Source organism: Candidatus Accumulibacter propinquus (assembly GCF_056856495.1).
Genome location: NZ_JBSEHC010000002.1, coordinates 726,196 through 736,350, shown reverse-complemented (window position 1 = coordinate 736,350; position 10,155 = coordinate 726,196). Strand labels below are relative to the sequence as shown.

The 10,155-nt window shown below is 62.9% G+C and carries 7 protein-coding genes; 6 read left to right on the top strand and 1 reads right to left on the bottom strand.

The annotated features are described in order from the left end of the window. Nucleotides 1-15: 15 nt before the first annotated feature. Nucleotides 16-456, bottom strand: a complete 441-nt coding sequence (locus tag AC15MQ_RS05730; RefSeq protein ID WP_483079598.1) for a hypothetical protein — start codon at nucleotides 454-456, stop codon at nucleotides 16-18. Between the two features lie 488 nt (nucleotides 457-944). On the opposite strand from AC15MQ_RS05730, the gene AC15MQ_RS05725 reads away from it, so the two are divergent. The 6 genes from AC15MQ_RS05725 to AC15MQ_RS05700 all read left to right on the top strand — a co-directional run bounded on the left by AC15MQ_RS05725 (nucleotide 945) and on the right by AC15MQ_RS05700 (nucleotide 10,036). Continuing rightward, nucleotides 945-5,054, top strand: a complete 4,110-nt coding sequence (locus AC15MQ_RS05725; protein ID WP_483079597.1) for a Calx-beta domain-containing protein — start codon at nucleotides 945-947, stop codon at nucleotides 5,052-5,054. After that, nucleotides 5,036-5,290, top strand: coding sequence for a Calx-beta domain-containing protein (locus AC15MQ_RS05720; RefSeq protein ID WP_483079596.1), 255 nt, complete (start codon nucleotides 5,036-5,038; stop codon nucleotides 5,288-5,290). Before AC15MQ_RS05725 ends, AC15MQ_RS05720 begins: the two co-directional genes overlap by 19 nt. Before the next feature lie 175 nt (nucleotides 5,291-5,465). Continuing rightward, complete coding sequence (locus AC15MQ_RS05715) at nucleotides 5,466-5,855, top strand: Calx-beta domain-containing protein (protein ID WP_483079595.1); 390 nt, start codon at nucleotides 5,466-5,468, stop codon at nucleotides 5,853-5,855. Next, entirely contained in the window at nucleotides 5,761-6,093 is a 333-nt protein-coding gene (locus AC15MQ_RS05710) for a Calx-beta domain-containing protein (RefSeq protein WP_483079677.1), read from the top strand. Before AC15MQ_RS05715 ends, AC15MQ_RS05710 begins: the two co-directional genes overlap by 95 nt. A 117-nt stretch (nucleotides 6,094-6,210) precedes the next feature. Next, nucleotides 6,211-6,471, top strand: a complete 261-nt coding sequence (locus AC15MQ_RS05705; protein WP_483079594.1) for a hypothetical protein — start codon at nucleotides 6,211-6,213, stop codon at nucleotides 6,469-6,471. A gap of 70 nt (nucleotides 6,472-6,541) precedes the next feature. Continuing rightward, on the top strand, nucleotides 6,542-10,036 hold the full coding sequence (locus tag AC15MQ_RS05700) for a beta strand repeat-containing protein (protein ID WP_483079593.1): 3,495 nt from the start codon (nucleotides 6,542-6,544) through the stop codon (nucleotides 10,034-10,036). Nucleotides 10,037-10,155 lie beyond the last annotated feature (119 nt).

Here is a 10,155-nt window from a genome sequence, read left to right as displayed (position 1 = left end):
CAGGTCGCCATGGCTCTACCTCAAGCCCCTGGACGACAGGATCTGGTAGTACCCGCAGTTCAACGCAGGTTCTCCTGCAACATCTGCACAGTCCTGGTGGACAGATTTCGGAGCTTCGCCTGACGACACGCTTTTCGACCCGACCCGTCGGTAGGCCAGACGTGCGTGCGCGATGCTGGCGAGTATGACTTTGATCGCCGTGAGGACTTTGGTCGAGCAAGTCAGCGCATTCCGATTCTGAGTCATGGCGGAGCCTCCCTGACGTAATCGACCACCCGACAACGCGATGAACACCGCATCGCGCTGCGGGTTCGGGGTTTTCTGTCGGCCGGGGCAACAGACAACCAGGATGATGCGTTGAGGCGCCGAACGCTCACCAAGCTTTGCCTGCTTGCCGATCGAACCGTAGTCGGCCGGCGTCGACGTAACGGCATGTTCCTCGCCGGGAGTCTGCATCCTCCTCGTCTACAGCTTCCATTCGTCGCAGATCCGAAACTCGGACAGCGTCGTGAGAGACTTGCTGTACGGTTCGGACACTGGTTTTCTGGAACAAACTTGACTCAGATCAAAAGTTGACAATCTATTCTCGGTCATTCTGCCCGCGCGAGAAAGGAGGGGTAGACAGACGGGCGAAAGCCTGAATGCAAAGCGATAGCCCTCACGCTGGAGGCGGTGCTACCGCGTCGGTTGTCGCCAAAACGATTCCACCGGGAGTTGTTGAAATGGCGAAGCGCGATCTCGACTTGATAAGGAGCCTGACACCAATGACGAAATTCGTGGTCTTCATCCGGCCTCACCGTCGCCGAGGGCCATATGGGTAATCCGACATGACTTGAGCCCTCTCTTGAGCGGCTCCCAGAGCTATTCCAGCCGGGCAGAAGTGCCCATCGGCTCAGACCCAAGACAATAACCAATACGAATTCAAGCAATCCTTGGAGAAAGTCATGCCCATCGTCATCACCGTCAGTCACATCGTCGTCAGCGAAAACAACACCAACGCCGTATTTACAGTTCGGCTTTCCGAGGCCGATCCGCAGAGCCTGGTGACCGTCAACTGGAACCTTTCCGGGATCAGCGCAGACAGTGGCTATGATTTCACATACCTGTCCGGCTTGCTGAGTTTCAATCCGGGGATCGTGGAACAGACCATTTCGGTCCCGATCATCGACGATGCGCTCGCCGAGTTGCCGGAGACATTTCAACTCAATCTGTATAGCCCGAGCGCCAATGCAGAAATTGGCAACTCGGTCGCGGTGGCGACGCTGATCGACAACGACGCGCCGGCGGGGACGCCGGTGGTGACGATCAACGACTTCGTGATCGACGAGACGACGCAGGAAGCGACATTCGTGGTCGTGCTGGACCGGCCGTCGGCGGGGATGGTGTCGATGAACTACGCCACGCAGGACGGCGAAGCGCTGGCCGGTTCCGACTTTGTCGCGACGAGCGGCAGCCTCAACTTTGCCGCGGGTGAGACGGTGAAGACGGTCAAGGTGTCGCTGCTCAACGACACCGTGAGCGAAGCTTCGGAAGCGTTCAACCTGGTGCTGTCGTCGCTGACTGGGGCGACGAGTCTCGACCCGGTCGGGACGGCGATCATTGCCGAGAACGACGCGCCGGCGGTGTCCACGTCCCTGATTCTGGTGGACGACATCGTGGTTGATGAAACCCCGACCTACGCCGATTTTCTGGTGCGGTTGGATCAGCCGAACACGGCGGCGGTCACGGTCTACTACGACACCTATCAAGGAACGGCAACCGGCTACTATGACTACGGTTACCAATCCGGCACGCTGACCTTTGCGCCGGGCGAGATGGTCAAGACGGTGCGGGTGACGCTGCTCAACGACAGCAACGTGGAGCCGGTCGAGAACTTCAACCTGCGGCTTTCCAGCCCGAGCGCCAATGCGACTCTGGCCCGGACCTTCGCGACCGCGACGCTGATCGACAACGACGCGGCGGCAGGGACGCCGGTAGTGACGATCAACGACTTCGTGATCGACGAGGCGACGCAGGAAGCGACGTTCGTGGTCGTGCTGGACCGGCCGTCGACCGGGATCGTCTCGATGAACTACGCCACGCAGGACGGCGAAGCGCTGGCCGGTTCCGACTTTGTCGCGACGAGCGGCAGCCTTAACTTTGTCGCGGGCGAGACGGTGAAGACGGTCAAGGTGTCGCTGCTCAACGACACCGCGAGCGAAGCGTCGGAAGCGTTCAACCTGGTGCTGTCGTCGCTGACTGGGGCGACGAGTCTCGACCCGGTCGGGACGGCGACCATTGCCGAGAACGACGCGCCGGCGGTGTCCACGTCCACGATTCTGGTGGACAACATCTTCATAGACGAGACCCCGACCTACGCTGATTTTCTGGTGCGGCTCGATCAGCCGAACACGGCGGCGGTCACGGTTCATTACAACACCTATGGAGAAACGGCCTCCGATGGTACCGACTTTCTTTCCCAGTCCGGGATTCTGACCTTTGCACCGGGCGAGATGGTCAAGACGGTGCGAGTGACGCTGCTCAACGACAGCGATGTGGAGTTGCCGGAGACATTTCAGCTCAATCTGTATAGCCCGAGCGCCAATGCAGAAATTGGCAACTCGGTCGCGGTGGCGACGCTGATCGACAACGACGCGCCGGCGGGGACGCCGGTAGTGACGATCAACGACTTCGTGATCGACGAGGCGACGCAGGAAGCGACGTTCGTGGTCGTGCTGGACCGGCCGTCGGCGGGGATGGTGTCGATGAACTACGCCACGCAGGACGGCGAAGCGCTGGCCGGTTCCGACTTTGTCGCGACGAGCGGCAGCCTCAACTTTGCCGCGGGTGAGACGGTGAAGACGGTCAAGGTGTCGCTGCTCAACGACACCGTGAGCGAAGCTTCGGAAGCGTTCAACCTGGTGCTGTCGTCGCTGACTGGGGCGACGAGTCTCGACCCGGTCGGGACGGCGATCATTGCCGAGAACGACGCGCCGGCGGTGTCCACGTCCCTGATTCTGGTGGACGACATCGTGGTTGATGAAACCCCGACCTACGCCGATTTTCTGGTGCGGTTGGATCAGCCGAACACGGCGGCGGTCACGGTCTACTACGACACCTATCAAGGAACGGCAACCGGCTACTATGACTACGGTTACCAATCCGGCACGCTGACCTTTGCGCCGGGCGAGATGGTCAAGACGGTGCGGGTGACGCTGCTCAACGACAGCAACGTGGAGCCGGTCGAGAACTTCAACCTGCGGCTTTCCAGCCCGAGCGCCAATGCGACTCTGGCCCGGACCTTCGCGACCGCGACGCTGATCGACAACGACGCGGCGGCAGGGACGCCGGTAGTGACGATCAACGACTTCGTGATCGACGAGGCGACGCAGGAAGCGACGTTCGTGGTCGTGCTGGACCGGCCGTCGACCGGGATCGTCTCGATGAACTACGCCACGCAGGACGGCGAAGCGCTGGCCGGTTCCGACTTTGTCGCGACGAGCGGCAGCCTTAACTTTGTCGCGGGCGAGACGGTGAAGACGGTCAAGGTGTCGCTGCTCAACGACACCGCGAGCGAAGCGTCGGAAGCGTTCAACCTGGTGCTGTCGTCGCTGACTGGGGCGACGAGTCTCGACCCGGTCGGGACGGCGACCATTGCCGAGAACGACGCGCCGGCGGTGTCCACGTCCACGATTCTGGTGGACAACATCTTCATAGACGAGACCCCGACCTACGCTGATTTTCTGGTGCGGCTCGATCAGCCGAACACGGCGGCGGTCACGGTTCATTACAACACCTATGGAGAAACGGCCTCCGATGGTACCGACTTTCTTTCCCAGTCCGGGATTCTGACCTTTGCACCGGGCGAGATGGTCAAGACGGTGCGAGTGACGCTGCTCAACGACAGCGATGTGGAGTTGCCGGAGACATTTCAGCTCAATCTGTATAGCCCGAGCGCCAATGCAGAAATTGGCAACTCGGTCGCGGTGGCGACGCTGATCGACAACGACGCGCCGGCGGGGACGCCGGTAGTGACGATCAACGACTTCGTGATCGACGAGGCGACGCAGGAAGCGACGTTCGTGGTCGTGCTGGACCGGCCGTCGGCGGGGATGGTGTCGATGAACTACGCCACGCAGGACGGCGAAGCGCTGGCCGGTTCCGACTTTGTCGCGACGAGCGGCAGCCTCAACTTTGCCGCGGGTGAGACGGTGAAGACGGTCAAGGTGTCGCTGCTCAACGACACCGTGAGCGAAGCTTCGGAAGCGTTCAACCTGGTGCTGTCGTCGCTGACTGGGGCGACGAGTCTCGACCCGGTCGGGACGGCGATCATTGCCGAGAACGACGCGCCGGCGGTGTCCACGTCCCTGATTCTGGTGGACGACATCGTGGTTGATGAAACCCCGACCTACGCCGATTTTCTGGTGCGGTTGGATCAGCCGAACACGGCGGCGGTCACGGTCTACTACGACACCTATCAAGGAACGGCAACCGGCTACTATGACTACGGTTACCAATCCGGCACGCTGACCTTTGCGCCGGGCGAGATGGTCAAGACGGTGCGGGTGACGCTGCTCAACGACAGCAACGTGGAGCCGGTCGAGAACTTCAACCTGCGGCTTTCCAGCCCGAGCGCCAATGCGACTCTGGCCCGGACCTTCGCGACCGCGACGCTGATCGACAACGACGCGGCGGCAGGGACGCCGGTAGTGACGATCAACGACTTCGTGATCGACGAGGCGACGCAGGAAGCGACGTTCGTGGTCGTGCTGGACCGGCCGTCGACCGGGATCGTCTCGATGAACTACGCCACGCAGGACGGCGAAGCGCTGGCCGGTTCCGACTTTGTCGCGACGAGCGGCAGCCTTAACTTTGTCGCGGGCGAGACGGTGAAGACGGTCAAGGTGTCGCTGCTCAACGACACCGCGAGCGAAGCGTCGGAAGCGTTCAACCTGGTGCTGTCGTCGCTGACTGGGGCGACGAGTCTCGACCCGGTCGGGACGGCGACCATTGCCGAGAACGACGCGCCGGCGGTGTCCACGTCGCACGATTTCTGGTGGACAACATCTTCATAGACGAGACCCCGACCTACGCCGATTTTCTGGTGCGGCTCGATCAGCCGAACAGCGGCGGCGGTCACGGTTCATTACAACACCTATGGACGAAACGGCCTCCGATGGTACCGACTTTCTTTGCCCAGTCCGGGATTCTGACCTTTGCACCGGGCGAGATGGTCAAGACGGTGCGAGTGACGCTGCTCAACGACAGCGATGTGGAGTTGCCGGAGACATTTCAGCTCATATCTGTATAGCCCGAGCGCCAATGCAGACAATTGCGCAACTCGGTCGCGGTGGCGACGCTGATCGACAACGACGCGCCGGCGGGGACGCCGGTAGTGACGATCAACGACTTCGTGATCGACGAGGCGACGCAGGAAGCGACGTTCGTGGTCGTGCTGGACCGGCCGTCGGCCGGGGATGGTGTCGATGAACTACGCCACGCAGGACGGCGAAGCGCTGGCCGGTTCCGACTTTGTCGCGACGAGCGGCAGCCTCAACTTTGCCGCGGGTGAGACGGTGAAGACGGTCAAGGTGTCGCTGCTCAACGACATCGTGAGCGAAGCGTCGGAAGCGTTCAACCTGGTGCTGTCGTCGCTGAGCGGGGCGACGAGTCTCGACCCGGTCGGGACGGCGATCATTGCCGAGAACGACGCGGCACAAGAGAGCACCTCGAACATTGCCGTAGACGACATCGTGGTGGGCGAGAGCCAGACCTACGCCGATTTCCTGGTGCGGCTGGATCAGCCGAACAGCGGCGGCGGTCACGGTCTACTACAACACCTATTCCTATCCAGGAACGGCGAGCGGCTACTATGACTACCGTGACCAATCCGGCACGCTGACCTTTGCGCCGGGCGAGATGGTCAAGACGGTGCGGGTGACGCTGATCAACGACAGCAACGGTGGAGCCGGTCGAGAACTTCAACCTTGTAGGCTTTCCAGTCGCGAGCGCCAATGCGACGCCTGGCCCGTACACTTCGCGACCGCGACGATCATTGGCAACGACGCGCCGGCGGGGACGCCGGTGGTACAGCGTTGGCGATGCGGTGGTTGACGAAGCCACCGGACTGGTACAGGTCGCGCTGCTGCTCGATAGACCCAGCCTCGGATGCGGTGACAGTGAACTGCGCCGTGCAAGAAGCCACGGCGGCCGCCGGCCTCGGATTTCACGGTGTTCCCGGCCGCAACCATCGCCTTCGCACCGGGCGAAACGGTCAAGCTGGTCACCGTCGGCATCCTCGACGATGCCACGGTCGAGTCGACCGAAGTCTTCGACATCGTCACTGAGCAACGTGATTGGCGCCACTGTCGGCGACGGCAGGGGCCACGTTTTCATCAACGGCAACGACCAGCAACCGGTAGCTCTCGCCCGTCGTCGATCTCAGGAACGCGGTGGCGGTTGAAGGACAGGGCTATGTGGATTTCCTGGTGACCCTGTCGCTCGCCAGGCGCAAGCGTGGTCTCCGTCAATTACCAGACCGTCGCGGGCACCGCCGCCAGCTATGATGACTTCATCAGTCAAGTCGGGCACATTGACTTTCAGTCCCGGCGAAACGATCAAGACCGTCAGGGTGAGCACCGTAGACGACGCCGTGGTCGAAGGGCAGGAGGCCTTCACGCTGCAACTGTACAGCCCGACCAACGCGACCCTGGGCACCGCCGTCGGCACCGCCACGATCCTCGACAACGACGGCCCACCGCCGTCGTCGGCAAGCCTCGACGGTGGCACCGCCGCCGACATTTTGCGAGGCACTCCCTTCGCCGATGCGATCACCGGCGGCGATGGCGACGATGTCCTCGACGGTGCCGGTGGTGACGACAGCCTGAGCGGTGGAGCGGGCGACGACACTTACCTCATCGAAGACGCCGGCGACAGCTACAGCGAAGCCGTCGGCGAAGGCACGGATCTGGTGATCAGCTATCTGCCCACGCTGACCCTGGGTGCCCACGTCGAGAATCTGCAACTGGCCGGCAGCGCGGTGACCGGCATTGGCAATGCACTCGACAACCGAATGACCGGTTCCGTCGCCAACAACACCCTCGAAGGCGGAGCGGGTAACGACACACTGGATGGCGGGGCCGGACTGGATACCGCATCGTATGCCGGTGCGGCCGGCGGCGTGAGCGTCACCCTGGCTTCGCCGGGAGTTCAACAGAACACCATCGGTGCCGGCCTGGATACGCTGCTCAATTTCGAGAACCTCACCGGCAGCGGCTTCAACGACAATCTTGCAGGCAACGCCGGCAACAACGTTCTCGACGGAGGTGCCGGCACTGACACCGTCTCCTACGCCGCTGCCGCCGCCGGCGTCACCGTCAGCCTCGCAATCGCCGGGGCTCAGGCCACTGGTGGCTCGGGGAGCGACACGCTGCTCAACTTCGAAAATCTCACCGGCAGCACCTTCGACGACAACCTGACGGGCAATGCCGGCAACAACGTTCTCGACGGTGCCGGCGGCACCGACACCGTCTCCTACGCCTTTGCCGCCGCCGGCGTCACTGTCAGCCTCGCAGTCGCTGGAGCGCAAGCCACCGGCGGTTCCGGTTCCGACACCCTGATCAGCATCGAGAACCTCACCGGCAGTGCCTTCGATGACCAGTTCACCGGCACCACCGGCGCCAACCGCCTCGCCGGCGGTGCCGGCAACGACCTGCTCGACGGAGGCAGCGGAACGGACAGCCTGCTGGGCGGTCTCGGCAACGACACCTACCTCGTCGATGACGCCGGCGACGTCGTCGTCGAAGATCCCGGCGCGGGGACGGACACAGTCCAGAGTTCGGTCGGCAGATCGCTGGGCGCCAATCAGGAAAACCTCACCCTCACCGGCGTCGGCGCCATCAACGGCTTCGGCAACAGCCTCGACAACCTCCTGCAGGGCAACAGTGCCGCCAACTATCTCGATGGCGGCAGCGGCGCCGACACGATGGCGGGCGGCCTGGGCAACGACACCTACATCGTAGACAACGCTGGCGACGTCGTCACCGAGAGCGACAGCGCAGGTACCGACACGACCCGGACCTCGGTCGACGGCTACACCCTCACCAGCAACGTCGAATGGCTGGTACTGACCGGCACGGCCAACATTTCCGGAAACGGCAACGGTCTCAACAACTACCTGATCGGCAACACCGGCAACAACACCCTTGATGGCGGCGTCGGCGCCGACACCATGTCCGGTGGCGCGGGGAACGATACCTACCTCGTCGATAACGCCGCCGACGTCATCAGCGAACTCTCCGGAGAAGGGACGGATACCGTGCGCAGTTCCGTCACCAGAACCCTGGGTGCCTATCAGGACAACCTGATCCTCACCGGCAGCACTGCCATCGACGGCTCGGGCAACAGCGAGGCCAACGTCCTGACCGGCAACGCGAACAACAACGTCCTCGACGGCGGCGCCGGCGCCGACACGATGACCGGCGGCGCGGGCGACGACACCTACGTCGTGGACCACACCGGCGACGTGATCACCGAATACGTCGGGCAGGGCATCGATACGATCCAGAGCACGGTCAGCCGCGGCCTGGGGTCGTACCAGGAAAACCTCACGCTCACCGGCAGCAGCGCGACCAACGGCTATGGCAACAGCCTGGCCAACGTGATCACCGGCAACGGCGCAGCCAACTACCTGGACGGCGGCACCGGCGCCGACACCCTGTCGGGCGGCCTGGGCGACGACACCTACATCGTGGACCACGTCGGCGATGTCGTCACCGAAAACAGCGGCGCCGGCAAGGACACCGTCCGGACCGCACTGGACGGCCACCTTCTGGAGAACAACGTCGAATGGCTGGTGCTGACCGGCACGGCCCACCTTTCCGGATACGGTAACGGCCTCAACAACTACCTGATCGGCAACACCGGCAACAACACCCTCGACGGCGGCGTCGGTGCCGACACGATGACCGGCGGCGTCGGCGACGACACCTACTTCGTCGACAACACCGGCGACATCATCAGCGAACTGGCCGGACAGGGAATCGATACCGTCCGCAGTACCATCAGCCGATCCCTGGGATCGAATCAGGAGAACCTCACGCTGATCGGTGGCAGCGCCATCAACGGCTATGGCAACACGCTGGCCAACACCCTGATCGGCAACGACGCGGCCAACTACCTGGACGGCGCCACCGGCGCCGACACGATGTCGGGTGGCCTGGGCGACGACACCTACATCGTGGACAACGCCGGCGATGTCGTCACCGAAGGCAGTAGCGCCGGCAAGGACACCGTCCGGACCGCACTGGACGGCCACATTCTCGAAAACAACGTCGAGTGGCTGGTGTTGACGGGCGTCGCCCACATTACCGGCTTCGGAAACGGACTCGACAACTACCTGATCGGCAACACCGGCAACAACACCCTCGACGGCGGCGTCGGCGCCGACACGATGACCGGCGGCGTCGGCAACGACACCTACTTCGTCGACAACACCGGCGACATCATCAGCGAACTGGCCGGGCAGGGCACCGATACCGTGATCAGTTCGGTGACCCGGTATCTGGGGTCCAATCAGGAGAACCTCACGCTGACCGGGGCCAGCGCCATCAACGGCTATGGTTCGAACGACGACAACCTCCTGCAAGGCAACAGCGCGGCCAACCTCCTTTCCGGTAGCGGAGGGGCGGATACCCTGGCGGGCGGCTTGGGCAACGACAGCCTGACCGGCGGCAGCGGTGCCGACAAGTTCCTGTTCGACACCACGCCCGGGGCGGGCAACGTCGATACGCTCAGCGATTTCCTCTCGGGGACGGACATCGTGCAACTGGCGCAGGCGAACTTCGGTGCTCTTGCAATCGGGGCGGTCGCGGCGGGTGCCTTTATCGCCGGTGCCGGCTTCACCACCGCTGCCGATGCCGATGATCGCCTGATCTACAACACCAGTGACGGCGCGCTGTACTACGATGCGGACGGCCTGGAGGGCGACGCGGCCGTGCAGTTTGCTGTTCTGACCGGTCATCCCACTCTGCTCTCGACGGATTTTCTCGTCTTGTGATTGGAAGGAGAGAGCACCCTGGCCGACGCTGATCTTTCCGATCCAGCACGACATTTGTCACAAGAGGTTGCTCTTCCCGCTTTTCAACAAGTTTGCACTGGCCGCTCAAAGCGCCAGAT